Here is a 20,341-nt window from a genome sequence, read left to right as displayed (position 1 = left end):
GATCGAGGCGATGTCTTCCACGCCCGATCCCCGCACCACGACCGCCACCGGCGCCGACGTCCGCGTCCGCTTCTGCCCCTCTCCCACGGGGCTGCCGCACGTCGGACTCATCCGCACCGTCCTGTTCAACTGGGCCTACGCCCGGCACAACGGCGGCAAGCTCGTCTTCCGCATCGAGGACACCGATGCCGCCCGCGACAGCGAGGAGAGCTACCAGCAGCTGCTCGAAGCGCTCCGCTGGATGAACATCGACTGGGACGAGGGGGTCGAGGTCGGCGGTCCGCACGCGCCCTACCGCCAGTCGCAGCGCCACGACATCTATCGCGGCGTGCTCGACAAGCTCGTCGCCAGCGGTGCCGTGTACGAGAGCTACTCGACCGCCGAGGAGATCGACGCGCGCAACGAGGCGAACGGTCGCGCCAAGCAACTCGGCTACGACAACTTCGACCGCCACCTCACCGACGAGCAGAAGGCCGCCTTCCGGGCCGAGGGTCGCGAGCCCGCGTGGCGTCTGCGCGTGCCCGACGAAGACCTCACCTTCGTCGACCTCATCCGCGGCGAGGTGACGTTCCCGGCCGGGTCGTTCCCCGACTTCGTGATCGTGCGGGCCGGCGGCATCCCGCTGTACACCTTCGTGAACCCCGTCGACGATGCGCTCATGGGGATCACCCACGTGATCCGCGGTGAAGACCTCATGCCCTCCACCGCGCGTCAGCTCGCGCTGTACCGGGCGCTCATCGACGCGGGCGTCACCTCGTTCGTGCCGCGCTTCGGACACATGCCGCTCGTCCTCGGCGAGACCGGCAACAAGAAGCTCTCCAAGCGCGACCCGCAGGCCGACCTCTTCCTGCAGCGCGAGAAGGGCTTCGTCCACGAGGGCCTGCTGAACTATCTCGCCCTTCTCGGCTGGTCGCTCTCGCACGACCGCGACGTCTTCTCGCTCGAAGAGCTCATCGCCGCCTTCGACATCGCCGACGTCAATCCCAACCCCGCGCGCTTCGACCAGAAGAAGGCGGAGGCCATCAACGGCGACCACATCCGGATGCTGGATGCCGCCGACTTCGCCGCCCGCATCGTGCCCTACCTCGCGGGGGCCGGTCTGATCGCCGAGCAGCCCACGGAGGAGCACCGCGCCATCATCGCCGCGGCCGCGCCGCTGGTGCAGGAACGCGTCCAGCTGCTGGGCGAGGCGCCCGGGATGCTCGGCTTCCTGTTCGTCTCGGACGTCGAGTACGCCGAGGACGCGCTGAAGGGCCTGCCCGCGAACGCCGCCGAGGTGCTGACGGCGTCGGCCCACGCGCTCGAGGGCGTGTCCGACTTCACCGCCGCGGCCGTGCAGGACGCCCTCTCCCGGGCGCTCGTCGAGGAGCTGGGGCTGAAGCCGCGCGTCGCCTACGGCCCGCCGCGCGTCGCCCTCACCGGACGTCGGGTGTCGCCGCCGCTCTTCGAGTCGATGGAGCTGCTCGGCAAGGACGAGACGCTCCGCCGCTTGCACGCCCTGGTGGCGCACCTGGGCTGAGCCCTCCGGCGGCCGGGCGTTGCCGCCGCCGAGCGTTCCTCGCAGAACGACGCGAACCTCGCAGCATCCTTCGCGTATTCTGCGAGGTTCGCGCGTTTCTACGTGCTTCGTCATGCGCGGGCGGCGGGAGCGTGCGCGTCTGCGGGACTGGTGGTGCGGCCGCGGGTGCGGCGGGCGCGTTTGCAGGACCGGTGGGACGCGTGCAGACGCGTGGGGCGCGTGTGCCTCTCGCACCGGGGTCGGTCCTGCAGACCGGGCCGCGGTGCCTGCTGGGCGGTCGCGACGCGCGCGGGCGGGCGCCGGTTTGGTGCTGGCGTCCGTCTCGCGTAAGCTTGATCCTCGGCACGAGTTACGGCTCAGCGCCTTGGGGTATGGTGTAATTGGCAACACGGCGGTTTCTGGTTCCGTTGTTCTTGGTTCGAGTCCAGGTACCCCAGCAGAGAGAAAAGCCCGGTGATCGCGAAGATCCCGGGCTTTCTGCGTTGATGGGCGCGGGAGTCGGCGGCATCCGGAGTCGGCTCGTTCCAAGACGGGCGGAGCACAATGGCGTCATGGGACTCTTCGCCTCACGCCCCGAGGAACCGACCGAGTGGGCCGGTCTGCCCGGCGAGCCGCTGCAGCCGCGGTCCGTGGCCGATCTGCTCCCCGACGAGGGGGATCGGGATGCCACCGCCCCCGACGCTCTCGGGCTGCTCGGCGGTGCGACGGTCTCGGTCGGCATCCCCGTGACGATCGACGACGTCGAGCCGGGGGACGAACCGGACGAAGATCCCGGCGAGTAGCAGGACGGATGCCGCCGACCGACGCCGCGTCTCCCGGGGGAGCGCGCGTGCGGCGGGTAGCATCCGGATCGCGGGGCACCCGACGCCCGCCGGAAGAAGGTCACCGTGAAGCGCTCGCCCGCCGCCGCTGCCGTCCTCCTGGCGGCATCCCTTCTGCTGACCGCGTGCACCGCACCCGCCGAGAACGGTGGTCCGATCGTGCAGGGCGGGGCGCCCAACGCGGAGCCCTCGAATTCCGCGGGCGTGATGACCCCCACGATCGTGGCCCCCGACGAGCTGGATGGGACGACCGTCACCGCCGTCGTCGGTGCCGCCGTGGTGCTGACCGTCCCCGAGGGGTCGGAGGGCGAGTGGGCGGGCAGCGAGGACGACCCGACCATCGCGGAGTTCTCCGCGGGCGGGATGTCCGAGGGCGGCAGCTTCCAGCCCAGCTTCATCGCCCGCGGGACGGGGACGACCGGTGCGACGCTCGTCGGACCCGATGGCGGGATCGTGCACTTCACGATCGAGGTCACCGCGCCCTGACCCCGCCGGGCCGTCAGCATCGTCCGCCGGTACGCCCACCGCCGCCGTCCGCCGCCGTCGTGCGGAGTTCGGCGGCGACACGCCGGCCCCGGCGGGTCGGGCCGCGGCGTGGCGGCCGAGACTCCGCACGACGGTTCCGGGGTGGATGCCGCACGCGGCGGCATCCACCCCTCTCACTCGACCGCGGTGTCCGGCGGGTCTGCTGCCGTCGTGCGGAGTCCTGCGGTGACACGCCGGTCTCGGCGGGCGGGGCCGCGGCGTGTCGGGCGAAACTCCGCAGGACGGTTTCGGGGAGGGATGCCGCACCCGGCGACATACCCCCTCACTCGACCGTGGTGGCCGCCTCGCGCGCCTCGCTCCGGCGACGCCCGGCGCGGGCGATGAGGAACAGCACCGAGCCGACCGCGATGTACCCGGCCGCGCCGAGCCACACGACGCCGGTCTGCTGCGCGAGCAGGACGAGGCTGGCGATGATGGCGAGCACGGGCACGGCGCGCCAGACGCGGAAGTGCGGGTGGCCCACCTTGTCCTTCTTGAGGACGAGCACGCTGACGTTCGCCGTGAGGAAGACCAGCAGCAGCAACAGCACCGTGGTGGCGGCGAGCGTGGCGACGTCGCCGACGAACGACAGGGCCATGGTGACCCCCGACACGGCGAGGATCGCCACCCACGGCGTGCGTCGGCCGGGCAGCACCTTCCCGAACGCGCGGGGGAGGAGGCCCGACTCCGCGAGACCGTACGCCACGCGGCTCGCCATGACGAGGAACAGCAGCGCGCCGTTCGCGATGGCGACGAGGGCGATGGCGCCGAACAGCCACGGGGGGAGCGCGACCCCGCTGGCGTCGACGACGTCGAGCAGCGGTCCGGAGGAGGCGGCGAGCTCGGCCGGCGGCAGGACGATGACCGCGCCGATCGCGATGAGCAGGTAGATGACCGCCGCCGTCGCGAGGGCGCCGAAGAGCGCGCGGGGGTAGGTCCGCGAGGGGTTCTTGACCTCCTCGGCCATGTTGGCCGCGGCCTCGAAACCGAGGAACGAGAAGAACGCGATCACTGAGGCGGCGAACGCGCCTTCCAGCGGCGGCACGTCCGCGGCGAACTCGACCAGGCGCGACGGGTCGCCGCCGCCGCCGCCGAACACGATCGCGGCGACGACGATGACGATGACCAGACCCGACACCTCGATGACCGAGGCCACGAGGTTGGCGCCGAGCGACTCGCGCACGCCGCGCAGGTTGATCAGGGTCAGGACGGCGATGAACACCAGCGCGGTGGGGATCGGCGGCAGATCAACGAGAGCCGCCAGGTAGTCGCCCGCGAAGGCGTTGGCGAGGGATGCCGCGCTCGTGATGCCCGCGGCCATCATGAGGAAGCCCACGAGGAACGACAGGTACGGGATGCCGAACGCCCGCTCGACGTACCGGGCCGCGCCGCCGGCGTGGGGGTACTTGGTGATGAGCTCGGCGTAGGTCCCGGCGGTCAGGAGCGCCACGACGAGAGCGATGAGGAGCGGGAGCCAGATGACCCCGCCGACGTCGGTCGCCATGCTCCCGACGAGGGTGTAGATCCCGGCTCCGAGCGTGTCGCCCACGATGAAGGCGAACAGCAGGGGACCGGTGACGACGCGTTTGAGCTTGTGGGTCCCGGGGGGAGGGGCCGCGGTGATGTCCGAGGGCATCCGGACATCACACCCTGTGGATGCCGCCGGCGCAAGCCGCTGGCGGCAACTCAGAGCTCCAGGTGCCCCTCGAAGACGATGGTCGAGCGGCCGTCGTCGCCGGGCCACACCCGCGCCCGCACGCCGTAGACGTCGGCGATGAGCTCGGGGGTGAGGACCTCGCCCGGCGCCCCCGCCGCGACGACCCGCCCGGCCTGCAGCACCAGCAGACTGTCGCAGAACGTCGCCGCCAGGTTGAGGTCATGGAGGGCGATGACGCTCGTGAGCGGCAGCGCGGCGACGAGCGACAGGATCTCCAGCTGATGCCGGATGTCGAGGTGGTTCGTCGGCTCGTCCAGCAGCAGCTCTCGCGGATCCTGCGCGAGCGCACGGGCGATCTGCGCGCGCTGGCGTTCCCCGCCGGAGAGCGTATGCCACGAGCGGTCCGCCTTGTCCCGCAGCCCGACCCGGGCGAGGGCGTCGTCCACCGCGGCGTCGTCGCCGGCGCTCGACCCGCCCCAGAGGGGGCGGTGGGGTGTGCGGCCGAGGCGGACCACGTCCCGGACGACGATGTCGTCCTCGGTGTCGGCGTGCTGGGTGACGACCGCGACGGCCCGGGCGATCTCGCGGCGGCGCAGGGTCGGCAGCGCCACGCCGTCGAGCAGGACCTCGCCGGAGTCCGGGCGGGCGGCGCCCTGCAGCAGGCGGAGGAGCGAGGACTTGCCGGACCCGTTGGGCCCGAGCAGCCCGACCGTGGATCCGGGCTCCGGGTGCAGGGACACCCCGTCGACGACGAGCGCGCCGCCGCGGGTCCAGGAGACCTCCCGCGTCTCGAGGGTCATGCCCGTCCCCTCCGGCGCAGCAGCAGCGCGACGAACACGGGCACGCCGACGAGCGCCGTCCCCACCCCGACCGGCAGGGGCGTGGGGGCGAAGACCGTCCGGGTGACGGCATCCACCCACACCATGAAGACCGCCCCGACGACCGCCGCGAGCGGGAGGACCCGCACGTGCCGCTGGCCCACGAGCAGCCGGACCGCGTGCGGGACGACGAGGCCGACGAAGCCGACAGCGCCGACCACGCTCACGAGCACGGCGGTCATCACGGCGGTGACGACGAGCAGGGCGAGCCGCGTGCGGGCGACCGGGATGCCGAGGGAGGACGCGACGTCGTCGCCGAAGGCGAAGGCATCCAGGGTCCGAGCCGCGAGGAGGCAGACGATGCCGCCCCCGACGACGACGGCGGCGGCGAGGGCCGCGTCGTCCCAGCGCACGCCCTCCAGGGATCCGAGCAGCCAGAACATGACGCCGCGCGTCTCGTCGGAGTCGGCGAACGCGAAGACGACGAGGGACGTGAGCGCGGAGAAGAACTGCGTTCCGGCGACGCCGGCCAGGATGACCCCGGACGTGCCCCCGGAGGTCAACCGGGAGAGGAGCAGCACCACCGCGAAGGCGACGAGGGCGCCGATGAGGGCGCCGCCGGACAGGCCGACGGCCCCGCCGCCGATCCCCATGACGCCGATGACCACGGCGCCGGTGGAGGCTCCCGACGAGACGCCCAGGAGGAACGGCTCGGCGAGCGGGTTGCGCAGCAGCGACTGCATGACGACGCCGCAGAGGGCGAGGCCCGCGCCGGCGCAGGCCGCGACGAGGGCCCGGGGGAGGCGCTCCTGCCAGACGATCGCGTCCTTGGCGACCCGGACGGGGATGTCGGCGAGACCGAGGTGGTTCAGCAGCACGTCCCGCACGTTGACGAGCGAGACGTCGGCGGGGCCGAGCGTCAGGGCGACGCCCACCGAGACCACGAGCACCAGCGCCGCGAGGGCCGTCAGGCCGACCCCGGCGACCGCGGACGCGCGCCCGGGGCTCCGCGCGACGGTGACTGTCGCGCTCAGAGCGCGCCCGCGTTCTCGTCGGCCCAGGCGCGGATCTTCTCGAGCGCGTCGACGAAACGGATCGACGGGTTCAGCTCGGCGCCGTGCAGCGCGATGTACCGGTGCTCCTTCACGGCGCTGAGGGTGCTCGTCAGCGGGTCGCTCTCGAGGAACGCGATCTTGTCGTCGAGACGGTCGCCCGGGAAGCGGTCGCGCTGCAGGTCCCCCAGCACGAGGATGTCGGGGTCCTTCTCGACGACGGTCTCCCAGCCGGTCGCGACCCAGTCGTCGCTCTCGTCCGCGAACACGTTCGTCATCCCGGACAGGGATGCCAGCAGGCCGGCGTTCGAGCGGGAGCTGGCCATGTAGGGGGTCTTGGTGTCGGCGAACCAGAACGCCACGGTCGCGCCGTCGAGGTCGACGCCGTCCAGCGCGGTCGCGGCCCGCTGCTGCAGGTCCCCGACCAGCGCCTCGCCGCGGTCGCCGACGTCGAACACCTCCGCCAGTTCGCGGATCTCGTCGTAGAGCACGTCGATCGTGAGCGGTGTGGTCCGCGTGCCGCCGGCGTTCATCATCACGTCGCCCTCGCAGTCGGTCGGCGACAGGTAGGACGGGATGCCGGTCTCGGCGAAGCGGTCGCGGGTGGCCACGCCGCCCTGCGCGAAGTGCCGGCCGAAGGAGGCCGTCACGAAATCGGGGTCGGCGCCGAGGACGACCTCGTACGTGGGGGCGTTGTCGGCCAGACGCGGGACGTCGGCGTTCGCGGCGGCGAGGGCGTCCAGGACGGGGTCGGTCCAGGACGCCGTTCCCACGACACGGTCCTGCAGTCCGAGCGCGAGCAGGATCTCGGTGGAGTCCTGGTCGAGCGAGACCACCCGCTGCGGTGGGGCGTCGATCGTGACCGACCGGCCGCAGTTCTCGAGCGTCAGCGGATACACCGTGGAGCCGGCGCCGGCCGCGGCCGTGCTCTCGGGGACGGCTTCGGACGCTCCGCACCCCGTCGCGGTGACGGCGACGGTGAGGAGCAGGGGCAGGGTCAGGGCGCGGACGCGGGGCATCGAGTTCTCCGGTGGTGGGGTGGAACGGTCGTGGGGGACTCGTGAAGTGAGGCTAGCCTTACCTGCCCGTCCTGCGCGAATCGGCCGACCTCGTCGCCTCTGCCGGGCGACGTGGTGCACCGTTCTGGCTTTTCTGTTGCTTCGTGTGGGATCGCGTTGTATTGTGTGGGAGTCTTCGAAGGAGAACCGATGTACGCAATGGAGCGCCAAGAGCTCATCGAGCGCCAGCTCCGCGACCAGGGTCGCGTGAGCGTCGTCGATCTCGCCCGGCGCTTCGACGTCACCACGGAGACCGTCCGTCGCGACCTCGATCGCCTGGAGAGCGCCGGCGCCCTGCGTCGCGTGCACGGCGGCGCCGTGGACATCTCCCGGGGCAGCACCGCCGAGGCATCCCTTCCGGAGCGCCGCCTCCGCCACGGAGACGCCAAGCGCGCCATCGGCGCGGCGGCCGCCTCGCTGCTGGGGCCCGACTTCCGCGGCTCGGTCTTCATCGACGCCGGCACCACCGCTGCGGCCGTCGCCGCCGAGCTGCCGGCCGCTCTCGGCGACAGCGCCGGACGCGTCGAGGTCGTCACGCATTCGATCGAGACCGCCCACCTCCTCGGCGGCGACGACCGCGTGTCGCTGACCATCGTGGGCGGGCGCGTGCGCGGTGTGACCGCGGCGGCGGTCGGGGCGCACACCGTGCGCGTCATCGGCGAGATGCGGCCCGACATCGCCTTCGTCGGTACCAACGGCATCAGCGCCGGGTTCGGGCTCAGCACGCCCGACCCGGACGAGGCCGCCGTCAAGACCGCCATCATCCGCTCGGCCCGACGCATCGTCGTCGTCGCCGACGCCGCCAAGTTCGGAGAGGAACTGCTCGTGCGCTTCGCCCGCCTCGACGAGATCGACGCCCTCGTGACCGACGTCCAGCCGCCGCTCGACCTGATGCGCGCCCTCGGCGACGCCGACGCGGAGGTGCGGGTCGCATGATCGTCACCCTCACGGCGAACCCGTCGGCCGATCGCGCCGTCCGGCTGACCGCCCCCCTCGCCCCGGGCGACGTGCAGCGGGCGCAGTCCTCACGCGAGGACGCGGGCGGGAAGGGCGTCAACGTCTCTCGTGCGGTCGCTGCCGCCGGTGCCCCGACGCGCGCCGTCGTCCCGGTCAACGCGCACGACCCCTACCGTCTGCTGCTCGAGGACACCGGCGTCGACCTGTCCGTGGTGCCGGTCGCCGGCCGCGCGCGGGCGAACCTGACGATCACGGATCCGATCGGCGAGACCACGAAGATCAACCTCCCGGGTGCCGAGCTGTCCGCGGACGAGGCGTCCGCGCTGACCGCCGCGGTCGTCGCCGCCAGCGCCGGTGCGACCTGGCTGGTGCTGGCGGGGTCGCTGCCTCCGGGTCTCCCGGTCACCTTCTACGCCGACCTCATCACGGCCGTGCGGTCGCGCTGGGGTGCGGACGCACCGCGCATCGCGGTCGATGCGTCGGGGCCGGCGCTCGTGGCCGCCGTCGCGACCGCGCACCCGGACCTCATCAAGCCCAACGAACACGAGCTCGCCGAGCTGGTGGGGGAGGACACGTCGATCGACGACGACGTGCCCGCCGCCGCGGCCGTGCGTGCCGCCGCCCTCGTGCCGGACCGGGTGGCATCCGCCCTGGTCACCCTGGGCGCCGACGGCGCCCTGCTGTTCACGGCGGACGGCGCCTGGCGCGGACGCGCCCCCAAGATCCAGGTCGCGAGCACCGTGGGGGCGGGCGACAGCTCGCTCGCCGGCTACCTCCTCGCCGACCTCGACGGGGCCGCGGCCCCGGACCGTCTCGCGCGGAGCATCGCCTACGGTGCCGCCGCCGCGACCCTGCCGGGGACGCAGGCTCCGACCCCCGCCGATCTGCCCGCCGGGCTGATCGACGTCACCGCTTTCGCCACTCCCACCGCAACACCCTGACCACGGAGGTCATTGACAATGTCCGACATCATCACACCGGAGCTCGTCACTCTCGACGTGCCCCTGGGGACCGACAAGCAGTCGGTCATCCGTGCCCTGGCCGAGCGCGTCGTCGCGCAGGGTCGCGCACGCAGCGCCCAGGAGCTCTTCGACGACGCGTGGGCGCGCGAGCAGAAGGACGAGACCGGCCTGCCCGGCGGCATCGGCATCCCGCACGCGCGCAGCGCGTCGGTGACCGAGCCGACCCTCGCCTTCGCCCGCCTGACCCCGGGCGTCGACTTCGGCGCACCCGACGGTCCCGCCGACATCGTGTTCCTCATCGCCGCGCCGGAGGGTGCGGACGAGGCCCACCTGTCGGTCCTGTCGCAGCTCGCCCGGAGCCTCATGCGCCCGGACTTCACCGACGGCCTGCGCGCCGCCGGGTCGCCCGCCGACGCCGTGCGCATCATCCGCGAGGCCGTCACCCCGGCCGACACCGCGGCCCCGACGGCTGCGGCCGCCGCTGCCCCGGCCGCGACGCGCGCCGAGGCCCGCACGACCACGCGCACGAAGAAGATCGTCGCCGTCACCGCGTGCGCCACGGGCATCGCCCACACCTTCATGGCCGCCGACGCCCTCACCAACGCCGGCGCCGAGACCGACGGCGTGGAGCTCATCGTCGAGCCGCAGGGCTCGAGCGGCTACAAGGCGCTCCCGCAGAACGTGATCGACGAGGCCGACGCGGTCATCTTCGCCGTCGACGTCGACGTCCGCGACCCCCAGCGGTTCGCCGGCAAGCCCGTCGTCCGTACGGGCGTCAAGCGGGGCATCGAGCAGCCGAAGCAGCTCATCGCCGAGGCCGTCGCCGCCTCCGACAACCCGAACGCGGCTCGCGTGCAGGGCGCGGCCGGCGGCGCCGGTGCGGCCGACGCCCCCGTCGCGCAGCAGTCGGTCGGCCGTCGCATCCAGCGGTGGCTGCTGACCGGTGTCAGCTACATGATCCCGTTCGTCGCCGGTGGCGGTCTGCTGATCGCGTTGGGCTTCCTGCTCGGCGGCTACCAGGTCACCACGAACGCGTCGAACATCATCATCCAGAACTCGCTCTGGGACCTTCCGACGCAGGACATCACGTCCCCGCTCGGCCCGATCGGCCAGTACCTCGGCTCGGTCGCGTTCATGATCGGTGCGACGTCGATGGGCTTCATCGTCGCCGTCCTCGCGGGCTTCATCGCCTACGCGATCGCCGACCGCCCCGGCATCGCCCCCGGATTCGTCGCGGGTGCCGTCGCGGTGCTCATGAACGCCGGCTTCATCGGCGGCATCATCGGCGGTCTGCTCGCCGGTTTCATCGCCTGGTGGCTCGGCCGCTTCGACGCGCCCCGCTGGCTGCGCGGCCTCATGCCGGTCGTCATCGTGCCGTTCCTCGGGTCGATCTTCGCCTCGGGGCTGATGATCCTCTTCCTCGGCCGTCCGATCGCCTCGCTCATGGCGGCGCTGACCGAGGGTCTCACCTCGCTCGCCGGCAGCGGCGCGGGTGCCATCCTGCTCGGCGTCATCCTGGGCCTGATGATGTGCTTCGACCTCGGCGGACCGGTCAACAAGGTCGCCTACGTCTTCGCCACCACGGGCCTGGCCGCCGCGTCGCAGACGAACACCGCGCCCTACCTGATCATGGCCGCCGTCATGGCCGCGGGCATGGTCCCGCCGCTGGCGATGGCCCTGGCATCCACCGTCCTGGCCCGCCCGAAGTTCACCCCGGTCGAGCGTGAGAACGGTGCGGCCGCCTGGCTGCTCGGCGCTTCGTTCATCTCCGAGGGCGCCATCCCGTTCGCCGCGGCCGACCCGCTGCGCGTCATCCCCGCGTCGATGGTCGGCGGTGCGATCACCGGTGGTCTGACCATGGCGATCGGCGTCCAGTCGTTCGCCCCGCACGGCGGCATCTTCGTGTTCTTCGCGATCCAGCCGTTCTGGGGTTTTGCCCTGGCGATCGTCGCGGGTACCGTCGTGACGGCTCTGCTCGTCGTCGCTCTCAAGCGCATCGGCGGCCGCAAGGAGACCCCCGTCGCAGAGGACGCCCCCCGGGCGACCGTGGCGGCGTAACACCCCGATCCGGAAGGAACACCCATGGCAGAACGTCAGGCCACCATCGCGAGCAGCTCCGGCCTCCACGCCCGTCCCGCGAAGCTCTTCGTGCAGGCGGTGCAGGAGAAGAAGATCCCCGTGACCATCGCGGCCGAGGGCGGTGCCGACCTCAACGCCGGCAGCATCCTGTCGCTCATGGGCCTCGGCGCCGGTCAGGGCACGGTCGTGACCCTGAAGGCCGAGGGCGAGGGTGCCGAGCAGGCGCTCGACGAGCTCGTCGCCCTGCTCGAGACGGACCTCGACGCGCAGTAAGCGACACCGAAGAACACCGGATGCCACGGTCCTCAGGGCCGTGGCATCCGGTGTTCCGTCGTTCGGGGCGGGGGTGTGCGTCCCTGCCGCGGATCAGACGTCGGTGGTCTCCCCCGGGGGCAGGTCGACGTAGGAGCCGCCGTTCTGCTCGACGGCCCACGTGAGACGGGACGCGCCCATCTGCTTGCCGGCGACCGACAGGGTCATGTCGTGCGTCGCGAAGACCCGGTCGGGCTTGACGGCCAGGACGAAGTCCATCGCGTCGCCGATCTTCAGCCACGGGGCGCCGACGGGGGCGGCGAGCAGGCGCACGTGCGTGCGCTTGGGGACCGTGTACGAGTCGCCCGGGTAGTAGAGGCCGTCGTTGACGAGGACGCCGACGTTGTCGACGACGGGGATCGATTCGTGGATGACGGCGTGCTGACCACCGAAGAACTCGAGGTGGAACGGGCCGAGGTCGAGGGAGTCGCCGGGCGCCACCGCCGTCACGTCGAAGCCGGCGGCGGCCTTCACCACACCCTCCGGTCCGTAGATCGGCGTCTCCGGGTGGGCGCGCTGGAGGCGGGTCAGGTGCTCGGGCGTCCAGTGGTCGGGGTGCTCGTGGGTGATGACGATGCCCACCAGCCCGACGAGGTCCTCGAGCGGGGAGGTGAAGCTCCCGGGGTCGATGACGAGGGTGTGACCGGATTCGACGACGACGAGGGCGGCGTGCTCGTGCTTGGTGACTCGCATGCGTCGAGTCAACTCGGCGCCCCAGACTGCTGCAAGCGCTGGCGGGACCGTGTCGGTTGTGGCAGTGGCATCCCCTCGTTCACCCGCCGGATGTCCCGTGAGGTCTTCCCGTGGCGGCGTGCGCGCGCTACCGTGGGCGGGACACGCCCGGGGAGCGGGTCTGCCCGGCTCGATTTGGCGTGCGTGCCGATCCTGTTGCATACTTGATGAGTTGCGACGCGGCCCCATCGTATAGCGGCCTAGTACGCCGCCCTCTCACGGCGGTAACGCGGGTTCGAATCCCGCTGGGGTCACCAACACGAGAAGAGCTCCGACCGGAAGGTCGGGGCTCTTCTTGGTTTCCGGGGCGGGCGCCCTGCCTGCGTCCGGCCCGTCCTCCGTCCGCGATCTCGGCGGGGGAGAAGGCGCGCAGGCGAGCGCGCGGGTCAGGCGGCGGGCGGCGGCGGGGCGGCGGGGGAGAAGCCGCGGCGCGCGGGTCAGGCGGCGGGGCGGCGGCGGCGGATCACGCGACGCACGCCCCACACCACGGCCGCGACCACGCCGCCGACGATCAGCCACGGCAGGAGGAATCCGAGCCCGATGACGATCCCGTTCAGGGTCGCCACGAGGCCGTTCCAGCCCGCGACGAGGCCGTCGCCGAACCCGGCGGGGTCTGCGGCCACGGCCTCCGGGGCGGTCTGCACCTGCACCGACAGCGAGGACAGGGCGATCTGGCTCTCGAGCAGCTCCAGCTGCTGACGGTCGGCGTCCAGCTGCGCCTGCCGGTCGGCGAGGGCGCTCTCCGCCGTGATGAGGTCGGCGACCGACGCGGCCTGGGCGACGAGCTCTGTGAGGCGGGCGACGGATGCCTCGGCGGCGGCGACCCGCGCGCGGAGGTCGACCGCCTGGTCGGTCACGTCGCTGCGGGTCACGGTCTCGTCCGTGACGGTGCCGAGCCCGTCGAGGTCGGCCATCACCGTGGACAGGCTCTCCGCCGGGACGCGGACCGTGATGCCGCCGGAGGAGGCGTCCGTGATCTCCGGCTGTGCCTGGTCGATCGGCCGCACGACACCGCCCGCGCCGACCTGCGACGACTCGACGTAGCCGCCGACGGAGGTCGCGGCATCCGCGATCGCCTCGATCGCCGCGGAAACCTCGTCGACCTCGAGCGTCGCCGACGCGCTGGCCACGATCTCACGGCCGGCGGAGGCGGACCCGGCCGCTCCGCCGGAGACGTCGACGAGCCCCGAGCCCGGGTCGACGGGGACGAGGCCCGGGTCCACGCCGCTCTCGGCACCGGGCAGAACCGCGCTGTCGGCCGAGGAGGATCCGGCGCCCTCCATCCGGGTGCCGAGTCCGGGTGCGATGACCGCGGCCACGACGATCACGGCCGCGGCCGCGCCCACGGCGCCGAGCACCCGCGTCCGTCGGGTCTTCCGCGAACGCCGGTCGTCCGCGATGCGGGCGAAGACCCGGCGTTCGAGGGCATCGACGCGCTCGTCGGCGAACGGGGGGAGGGTCGGGGTGGTCATGGCGTCTCCGTCTCGAGCGCTGCGGCGCGCACCCGGGACCGGATGCGGGAGAGGCGGTTGCGGATCGTTCCGTGCGTGACCCCGAGCTCGGCCGCGGCGGCTTCGTAGCCGTAGCCCTCGGCCGCGCACAGCCGGAAGATCTCGCGGTCGAGCTCGCCGAGGCCCGCGACGGTGTCGAGGATCGCGCGCACGGTCGCCGCGTCGACCACCTGCTGCTCGACGTCCACCGTCGACGGCAGTGCATCGTCGAGCGCGTCGTGCTCGCCGTGCCTCCGGCGACTGCGCAGCCGGTTCGCCGCCTGCAGCCGGCAGATGGTGGCGAGCCACGGCAGCAGGGAGGTGCCCTCTAGCCGCAGGTGCGGGATCTTGCGCCACGCCACCACGAAGGTCTCCTGTGCGACGTCTTCCGCGTCGGCGGCGTCGCCGACGAGCCCGTACGCCGTCCAGTACACGGCTCGTGCGTACGCCCGGTAGAGCCTCCGGAACGCGGGCTCCGACCCGCCTCCGGCCTGCGCGACGAGCGTGCGATCGTCGATGACGTCGTCTGTCATGGCATCCCGTCTCCTCGCCCTCTCACGGAAAGGTGTCCGCTCCGCTCGGATCGTCTCACGCGATCCGACGCGCCGCGCGGCGAGATCGCACGATCCGTGCGAGAGCGTCCCGAGCGGGCGCGCCGGAACGGGCGATCTGGCGCCGAACGTGCGATCTCGGCGGGCCGCGGAGACCGCCCGCCGGGTCGCGGGGCCGGACGCCGCGCCGAGCGGCGGATAAGATCGAGCGTTTCCCCCGACGAAAGGCCCTCATGGAGCTGCAGCTCGACCCCGTGTTCCAGACGGTGACTCTCGTCGTCCTGGTCCTGATCCTCGTCGCGGATCTGCTCATCATCCTCAAGCGTCCGCACATCCCCTCGGCGCGCGAGTCCACGCTGTGGGTCGTCTTCTACGTGACCCTGGCGCTCCTGTTCGCGGGCGTGCTGTGGATCGTCGCCGGGGGAGAGATCGCGGGGCAATTCGTCGCCGGCTGGCTCACGGAGTACAGCCTCTCGGTGGACAACCTCTTCGTCTTCGTCCTGATCATGGGCCAGTTCGCCGTCCCGCGCCGTTATCAGCAGGAGGTGCTGATGGTCGGCATCATCATCGCGCTGGTGCTGCGCGGCGCCTTCATCCTCGTCGGCGCGACGGTCATCGAGAACTTCAGCCCGATCTTCTACCTCTTCGGTGCGTTCCTCGTCTACACGGCGATCCGCCAGGCGTTCCCCGGCGACGACGACGACGAGCAGAAGGAGAACCTCATCGTCCGCATGCTCCGCCGCGTCCTGCCGATGAGCGACGCGTACGACGGCAAGAAGGTCGTCACGCGGGTGAACGGCAAGAAGGTCTTCACCCCGATGATCATCGTGTTCGTCGCGATCGGCGTCACCGACCTGCTGTTCGCCATCGACTCGATCCCGGCGATCTTCGGCATCACGCAGAACCCGTTCATCGTGTTCACCGCGAACCTCTTCGCCCTGATGGGCCTGCGCCAGCTGTACTTCCTGCTCGGCGACCTGCTGGACCGCCTGCGCTTCCTGCACTACGGCATCGCCTTCATCCTCGCGTTCATCGGCGTGAAGCTGGTGCTGCACGCCATGCACGTCAACGAGCTGCCGTTCATCAACGGCGGCGAGCCGATCGAGTGGGCGCCGGAGATCTCCACGTGGGTGTCGTTGGCCGTCATCATCCTGTCGATGGCGGTGGCCACGATCGCGAGCCTCGTGGTCTCGTCGCGCGAGGCGCGCGCGGCCGGACCCGTGGATGCCGCGGCCCAGGTCGCCGATGAGAAGGGGACGCCCCGCAGCGTGGAGCACCCGGGCGCCGACTGACGCCGAGGCGGTCCCACGAGGTGCAGGGGAGCGGCCTGATTCCTGCACGAAGTGGGACATCCCTCCCGCCGGACGCTGCACAGGCGAAGGCGTGTCCCACGATGTGCAGGGGAGCGGCCTGATTCCTGCACGAAGTGGGACATCATGCCGGACGACGACGCAGCCGCCGCGGGGAGCGCCCTAGAACGCCTGCAGGTTCGCGCGCAGCCCGCCGTCGACGTACTCCTCGCGCAGGATGCCGCGTCGCCGCAGGATCGGCACGAGGTCGTCGAGCACGCGGTGCACGGTGACGGGGTGCAGGTCGCCCCAGAGCAGCACGCCGTCGTTGCCCCACTCGCCGAGCTCCTCGATGCGGTCGGCGAAATCGTCCGCGGTGCCGACGAACCCGCTGCCGTCGTGCAGGCGGCCGAGACGCGCGTGCGCGGCCAGCAGGGTCCGCAGCGGAGCGTCGTCGTCGTGCTTCCCGACGAGGCGCGCGATGCTGCCCTGCGACACGTGCTCGCCGAAGATGCCGCGGTCGAGCGGGTGGTCCAGGTCCAGCGCCGTGAGGTCGGTCTCCAGGTCGCTGGACTGCTTGCGCGCGATAGCCCGCAGCGCCTCGTCGTCGGGGTGCGCGGATGCGGCGACGAGCCGGTCCGCCTCCTCCGGCGACGACACGAGCACGGGCTGCACGGCGAAGAGGATCTTGACGTCGGCGGGCCGGCGACCGGCGGCCTCGGCGGCGGCGTGGATGCGTCCGCGGTAGGCGCGGATGCTCTGCTCGTCGAGGGGGGCGAGGGCGAGCTGCACGTCGGAGTTGTGCCCGGCGAAGGCGAGGCCGCGTCCCGAGCCGCCGGGGGAGACGATGGCGGGCTCGCCGTCGGTGAACGGCACGGCGTTGAGCGGGCCGTCGAAGGAGAAGTACTCGCCGCGGTGGCGGGTGGCATCCATCCGGGTCCCGTCGGCGTACACGCCCGTCTGCTCGTCCTGGACGAGGGCGCCCGGCTGCCAAGAGCGCCAGAGGTCCCGGATGCCGCCCAGCCACTCCTCCGCACGGTCGTAGGCCGCGTCGTGACCGAGCTGCGGCGCGGCGGAGAAGTGGCGCGCGCTGCCGGTGTCGGTGACGACGTTGAGGCCGAGGCGGTGACCGCTGAGGTGCTGCAGCGTCGCGAACTGGCGCGCGGCCGTGTACGGGAGGGAGGCGGCCGGGTTGACCGTCGGGACCACCCCGAGGTGCCGTGTCGCGGCGAACAGGTACGGCGCGAGGAGGAGCGGGTCGTGCTTGGGTCCGCCGAACGCGTGGCGGACCCGCAGGTCGATCGTGTCCGCGCTGCCGAGGGACGGGGCGTCCTCGATGATCAGGAGGTCGAAGCCGGCCTGTTCGAGCGTGCGGGCGGAGTCCTGGTAGAGGTCGGGCGACGTCCACCGGTGGTTCCAGCGGAGGTACGGGTGCCCCCACCCGTGCGGGCCGAAGCCGCGGGCGAGGAACCAGCCGAAGTGCTGCAGCCGGGTCACAGGACCACCGTCTCGCGCTCCGTCGCCGGGATGCTCTCCAGCGCCTGCGAGAGGTCGGCGAGCAGGTCGTCGATGTCCTCGATGCCGATGGACAGGCGCACGGTGCCGGGGAGCACCCCCGCCCGCTCGCGCTCGGCGACGGTGCGGGCCGCGTGCGAGGTGCTCTGCGGGTGCAGCACGAGCGAGCGGACGTCGCCGAGGTGGGTCATGTGGGTGATCAGCCGGACCGACTCGACGAGGTGGCGCGCCGCCTCGAGCCCGCCGCGGAGGGTGACCGTGAACACCGACCCCGTCCCGCGGGGGAGGTAGTGCCGGCCGCGGTGATGGTGGGGGTGGCTCTCGAGTCCGACGTGGTCGACCCGCTCCACCTCGGGACGGGCCTCCAGCCAGCGTGCGACCGCGAGGGCGTTGGCGGACTGCCGCTCCACGCGCAGGCTCAGCGTCTCGATGCCCTGCCCGATGAGGAAGGCGTTCAGCGGCGACGGCGCCGGACCGAAGCGCGGGGCGACGCTCTCGCGGATGTACGCGCCGCGGGCGCGGGGGCCGTGACGCTCGCTGAAGCTGGCGCCGCCCAGGCGGTCGGTGGAGACGAGATGGGGGAAGAGATGCCCGGACGCCGCGGCGTCGAACCTCCCGTCGTCGACGATGACCCCGCCCAGCACGGCGCCCTGACCGGCGAGGAACTTGCTCGCCGAGTGCACGACGACGGCCGCCCCGTGCTCGATCGGGCGGACCAGGTAGGGCGTGGTGAAGGTGCTGTCCACGACGAGCGGGACGCCGTGCTCGGCCCCGACGGCCGCGACCGCGGCGATGTCGAGCACGTCGTTGCGGGCGTTGGAGAGCGTCTCGGCGAAGAGGGCGCGGGTGCGCGGCGTGATGGCGGCCCGCCAGGCGTCGAGGTCGCCGGTCTCGACGAACGTGGTCTCGATCCCGAGACGGGCGAGGTTGTCCAGGAGCAGGCCGCGCGTGCCCTCGTAGATGTGCTCCGACACGACGACGTGGTCCCCGGCGCCGGCGAGGGCGAGCAGGGCGACCGTCACCGCGGCCTGGCCGCTGGAGACGAGCACCGCCTGGTCGCCGCCCTCCAGCGACGCGAGACGCTCCTCCACGGCGTGGACGGTCGGGTTGCCCGTGCGGCTGTACCCGAAGCCGCTGCCCGTGCCGAAGTGCGCCGCGGACTCGTCGAGGTCGCGGAACGTGAAGCCGGCCGTCAGGTAGATCGGCGTGGCCCGCGGGGAGGCGGGGGCGGAGGTCGATCCGACGTGGACCTGCCGCGTGGCGAATCCGGTCTCGATGCGCTGGTCCATGCGGGCGCGCTCCTTTCTGACGTGTCGGCACAGGTTCGCACGCGGCCGCCCGCGGGGTCACATCCGTGCGGCGCCGTGTTACGGCGGACCCTCCCGGGGCCGGTGGTATCGTGGCCGGATGCGGATCGCTCGCCTCCTCCTTAGCGGCCGCGACGAGACCTCGACTTTCTAGGCCTCTCTCGTCGCGGAGTTCGTCGCGGGCCATTCACCCCCTTCGAGGAGAACGCAGAACATGAGCAGCACCCCGACCGACGGCATCCACGTCCCGGATCGTCCCCGCACCCTGGCAGAGAAGCTCTGGGACGACCACCTCGTCGTCAAGGGCGAGGACGGCCAGCCCGACCTGATCTACATCGACCTGCATCTGGTCCACGAGGTCACGAGCCCGCAGGCGTTCGACGGTCTGCGCGCCGAGGGACGTCCCGTCCGGCGCCTCGACCTGACGATCGCGACCGAGGACCACAACACGCCGACGCTCGACATCGACAAGCCGATCGCCGACCTCACCAGCCGCACCCAGATCGAGACGCTGCGCCGCAACGCCGACGAGTTCGGCGTCCGCATCCACTCGCTGGGCGACAAGGAGCAGGGGATCGTCCACGTCGTCGGTCCGCAGCTGGGTCTGACGATGCCCGGCATCACGGTGGTGTGCGGCGACTCGCACACGTCGACCCACGGCGCGTTCGGCGCGATGGCCTTCGGCATCGGCACGAGCGAGGTCGAGCACGTGCTCGCGACGCAGACGCTTCCGCTGAAGCCCTTCAAGACCATGGCCATCACGGTCGAGGGCGATCTCAAGCCCGGCGTGACGGCCAAGGACATCATCCTCGCCGTCATCGCCCGGATCGGCACGAACGGCGGCCAGGGCTACGTCCTGGAGTACCGCGGCAGCGCGATCCGCTCCCTCTCGATGGAGGGCCGGATGACGATGTGCAACATGTCGATCGAGGCGGGCGCGCGCGCCGGCATGGTGGCGCCCGACGACATCACCTTCGACTACCTCCGGGGCCGCCCGCACGCCCCGCAGGGTCAGGACTGGGACGACGCGGTCGCGTACTGGCGCACGCTCCCGAGCGACGAGGGCGCCGTCTACGACGCCGAGGTGTTCCTGGATGCCGCCGAGCTCGAGCCCTTCGTCACCTGGGGCACCAACCCGGGTCAGGGCGTGTCGCTCTCGGACGTCGTGCCGACCCCGGCCGACATCGCGGACCCGAACGAGCGCGCCGCCGCCGAGCGGGCGCTGGAGTACATGGACCTGCAGGCGGGCACCCCGATGAAGGACATCCCGGTGGATGCCGTCTTCATGGGGTCCTGCACGAACAGCCGCATCGAGGACCTGCGCGCGTTCGCGTCGATCATCCGTGGGCGCAGCAAGGCCGAGAACGTGCGCGTCATGGTCGTGCCCGGCTCGGCGCGCGTCCGCCTGGAGGCGGAGGCCGAGGGCCTGGACAAGGTGTTCACGGAGTTCGGCGCCGAGTGGCGGTTCGCCGGCTGCTCGATGTGCCTGGGCATGAACCCGGACCAGCTGGCCCCGGGGGAGCGCTGCGCGTCGACGTCGAACCGCAACTTCGAGGGTCGTCAGGGCAAGGGTGGTCGCACGCACCTGGTGTCGCCGCTCGTCGCCGCCGCCACCGCGGTGCGCGGGACGCTCTCGAGCCCGTCGGACCTCGACCCCGTGCCGTCGGCGCACGTCTCGACCGGGGCGGAGGCCTGAC

18 protein-coding genes and 2 tRNA genes are annotated in these 20,341 nt (G+C 72.2%); 11 read left to right on the top strand and 9 right to left on the bottom strand.

Going from position 1 to position 20,341, the window contains the following annotated elements; translation table 11 throughout:
• Window positions 1-10: 10 nt before the first annotated feature.
• From gltX to ACO03V_RS04205, 4 genes are all read left to right on the top strand, one after another.
• Window positions 11-1,519, top strand: coding sequence for a glutamate--tRNA ligase (gene gltX, locus ACO03V_RS04220; protein WP_423136724.1), 1,509 nt, complete (start codon window positions 11-13; stop codon window positions 1,517-1,519).
• A gap of 365 nt (window positions 1,520-1,884) precedes the next feature.
• A tRNA-Gln gene (locus ACO03V_RS04215) sits at window positions 1,885-1,956 on the top strand.
• Between the two features lie 114 nt (window positions 1,957-2,070).
• Window positions 2,071-2,301 (top strand): hypothetical protein, encoded by a 231-nt coding sequence (locus tag ACO03V_RS04210; RefSeq protein ID WP_423136723.1) that lies wholly within the window; start codon window positions 2,071-2,073, stop codon window positions 2,299-2,301.
• A 105-nt stretch (window positions 2,302-2,406) separates the two neighbouring features.
• Window positions 2,407-2,826, top strand: a complete 420-nt coding sequence (locus ACO03V_RS04205; protein ID WP_367726569.1) for a hypothetical protein — start codon at window positions 2,407-2,409, stop codon at window positions 2,824-2,826.
• 322 nt (window positions 2,827-3,148) lie between these two features.
• Here the strand turns inward: ACO03V_RS04205 and ACO03V_RS04200 are convergent, their stop codons facing one another.
• The 4 genes from ACO03V_RS04200 to ACO03V_RS04185 are packed head-to-tail and all read right to left on the bottom strand — an operon-like array spanning window position 3,149 to window position 7,411.
• Complete coding sequence (locus ACO03V_RS04200; protein ID WP_423136722.1) at window positions 3,149-4,501, bottom strand: APC family permease; 1,353 nt, start codon at window positions 4,499-4,501, stop codon at window positions 3,149-3,151.
• Window positions 4,502-4,551: 50 nt separating this feature from the next.
• A complete protein-coding gene (locus ACO03V_RS04195) occupies window positions 4,552-5,322 on the bottom strand; it encodes an ABC transporter ATP-binding protein (RefSeq protein WP_423136721.1) in 771 nt (256 codons plus the stop codon).
• Entirely contained in the window at window positions 5,319-6,401 is a 1,083-nt protein-coding gene (locus tag ACO03V_RS04190) for a FecCD family ABC transporter permease (protein WP_423137119.1), read from the bottom strand. Before ACO03V_RS04190 ends, ACO03V_RS04195 begins: the two co-directional genes overlap by 4 nt.
• Entirely contained in the window at window positions 6,371-7,411 is a 1,041-nt protein-coding gene (locus ACO03V_RS04185) for an ABC transporter substrate-binding protein (RefSeq protein ID WP_367726572.1), read from the bottom strand. The genes ACO03V_RS04190 and ACO03V_RS04185 overlap by 31 nt, the downstream gene beginning before the upstream one ends.
• 189 nt (window positions 7,412-7,600) lie before the next feature.
• On the opposite strand from ACO03V_RS04185, the gene ACO03V_RS04180 reads away from it, so the two are divergent.
• From ACO03V_RS04180 to ACO03V_RS04165, 4 genes are read left to right on the top strand one after another with little or no spacing between them, the layout of a single operon-like run.
• On the top strand, window positions 7,601-8,386 hold the full coding sequence (locus ACO03V_RS04180; RefSeq protein WP_367726573.1) for a DeoR/GlpR family DNA-binding transcription regulator: 786 nt from the start codon (window positions 7,601-7,603) through the stop codon (window positions 8,384-8,386).
• A complete protein-coding gene (locus ACO03V_RS04175; RefSeq protein WP_423136720.1) occupies window positions 8,383-9,348 on the top strand; it encodes a 1-phosphofructokinase family hexose kinase in 966 nt (321 codons plus the stop codon). The genes ACO03V_RS04180 and ACO03V_RS04175 overlap by 4 nt, the downstream gene beginning before the upstream one ends.
• 18 nt (window positions 9,349-9,366) lie before the next feature.
• Complete coding sequence (locus ACO03V_RS04170; protein WP_423136719.1) at window positions 9,367-11,427, top strand: PTS fructose transporter subunit IIABC; 2,061 nt, start codon at window positions 9,367-9,369, stop codon at window positions 11,425-11,427.
• Window positions 11,428-11,451: 24 nt separating this feature from the next.
• Window positions 11,452-11,721, top strand: coding sequence for an HPr family phosphocarrier protein (locus ACO03V_RS04165; RefSeq protein ID WP_367726576.1), 270 nt, complete (start codon window positions 11,452-11,454; stop codon window positions 11,719-11,721).
• A 93-nt stretch (window positions 11,722-11,814) separates the two neighbouring features.
• On the opposite strand, the gene ACO03V_RS04160 is transcribed toward ACO03V_RS04165, so the two are convergent.
• On the bottom strand, window positions 11,815-12,453 hold the full coding sequence (locus ACO03V_RS04160) for an MBL fold metallo-hydrolase (RefSeq protein ID WP_423136718.1): 639 nt from the start codon (window positions 12,451-12,453) through the stop codon (window positions 11,815-11,817).
• A gap of 220 nt (window positions 12,454-12,673) precedes the next feature.
• On the opposite strand from ACO03V_RS04160, the gene ACO03V_RS04155 reads away from it, so the two are divergent.
• Window positions 12,674-12,749: transfer RNA gene (locus ACO03V_RS04155), tRNA-Glu, on the top strand.
• A gap of 180 nt (window positions 12,750-12,929) precedes the next feature.
• On the opposite strand, the gene ACO03V_RS04150 is transcribed toward ACO03V_RS04155, so the two are convergent.
• Both ACO03V_RS04150 and ACO03V_RS04145 read right to left on the bottom strand, forming a co-directional pair.
• Window positions 12,930-13,964 (bottom strand): DUF4349 domain-containing protein, encoded by a 1,035-nt coding sequence (locus tag ACO03V_RS04150; RefSeq protein ID WP_423136717.1) that lies wholly within the window; start codon window positions 13,962-13,964, stop codon window positions 12,930-12,932.
• A complete protein-coding gene (locus tag ACO03V_RS04145; protein WP_367726579.1) occupies window positions 13,961-14,515 on the bottom strand; it encodes an RNA polymerase sigma factor in 555 nt (184 codons plus the stop codon). Before ACO03V_RS04145 ends, ACO03V_RS04150 begins: the two co-directional genes overlap by 4 nt.
• 251 nt (window positions 14,516-14,766) lie before the next feature.
• Here ACO03V_RS04145 and ACO03V_RS04140 point away from each other — a divergent pair, with 251 nt between their 5' ends.
• The gene (locus ACO03V_RS04140) at window positions 14,767-15,825 is read left to right on the top strand and encodes a TerC family protein (protein WP_423136716.1); all 1,059 of its coding nucleotides are present in this window, start codon (window positions 14,767-14,769) and stop codon (window positions 15,823-15,825) included.
• A gap of 180 nt (window positions 15,826-16,005) precedes the next feature.
• Here the strand turns inward: ACO03V_RS04140 and ACO03V_RS04135 are convergent, their stop codons facing one another.
• The gene (locus ACO03V_RS04135; protein ID WP_423136715.1) at window positions 16,006-17,319 is read right to left on the bottom strand and encodes an LLM class flavin-dependent oxidoreductase; all 1,314 of its coding nucleotides are present in this window, start codon (window positions 17,317-17,319) and stop codon (window positions 16,006-16,008) included.
• Window positions 17,316-18,626: an O-acetylhomoserine aminocarboxypropyltransferase/cysteine synthase family protein gene (locus ACO03V_RS04130; protein WP_423136714.1), complete on the bottom strand. Its 1,311-nt coding sequence runs from the start codon at window positions 18,624-18,626 to the stop codon at window positions 17,316-17,318. Before ACO03V_RS04130 ends, ACO03V_RS04135 begins: the two co-directional genes overlap by 4 nt.
• A gap of 232 nt (window positions 18,627-18,858) precedes the next feature.
• Here ACO03V_RS04130 and leuC point away from each other — a divergent pair, with 232 nt between their 5' ends.
• Window positions 18,859-20,340, top strand: coding sequence for a 3-isopropylmalate dehydratase large subunit (gene leuC, locus ACO03V_RS04125; RefSeq protein ID WP_367726583.1), 1,482 nt, complete (start codon window positions 18,859-18,861; stop codon window positions 20,338-20,340).
• Window position 20,341 lies beyond the last annotated feature (1 nt).

This window comes from Microbacterium sp. HMH0099 (genome assembly GCF_049384025.1).
In the GTDB taxonomy this organism is placed as follows: Bacteria; Actinomycetota; Actinomycetes; order Actinomycetales; family Microbacteriaceae; genus Microbacterium.
This window is presented reverse-complemented; position numbering and strand designations above follow the sequence as displayed.